Source organism: Gluconobacter sp. P1D12_c, assembly GCF_018812105.1.
GTDB lineage: Bacteria > Pseudomonadota > Alphaproteobacteria > Acetobacterales > Acetobacteraceae > Gluconobacter > Gluconobacter oxydans_A.
Window position 1 is genome coordinate 1 of sequence record NZ_JACSIQ010000286.1, and the last position, 527, is coordinate 527.

Here is a 527-nt window from a genome sequence, read left to right on the forward strand (position 1 = left end):
TCTACATCGACCGGAAGTATCGGTTCATACGCAAATGGAAGACAACAGATGCCGCCCCCAGTGATGGCGCGCCATTGAGAGAGGGGCTTCTGCATAAAGCCAATACCGCCTCAAGCGTCTGGGCCGATACCGCGTATCGCTCGAAAGCCAACGAAGACGTCATGGAAAAGCAGGGCTTTGTCTCACAGGTCCACAGGAAAAAGCCGCATCTMAAGCCCATGACCCGCCACATCCAGCGGTCCAACGCAGGGAAATCGGTGATCCGGTCGCGTGTCGAGCATGTCTTTGCCGATCTGAAATCGCAGACGGGTCTGTTCGTGCGAACCGTGGGTATCACCCGGGCCACCATGAGGATCGGCCTGGCAAATATTATCTACATCATGCGCCGCTTTCTCTTCCTTGCAAGGTTGAACGCGAGGGCGTAGTCATCCAGTTGGGCAGCCACGATCTGAGCAATACGCAGAGCGAAAGCGACCCAAGGAACTGTCAATCAAATCGCCAAAAGCTTGAAATCACGAACCAATCAC

1 protein-coding gene is annotated in these 527 nt (G+C 54.8%); it reads left to right on the top strand.

Annotated elements, in window-relative coordinates; all coding sequences use genetic code 11:
* Positions 1-425, top strand: a 425-nt coding sequence (locus KP705_RS16770; protein WP_215765076.1) for a transposase, incomplete at its 5' end; no start/stop codon positions are given.
* Positions 426-527: the final 102 nt, after the last annotated feature.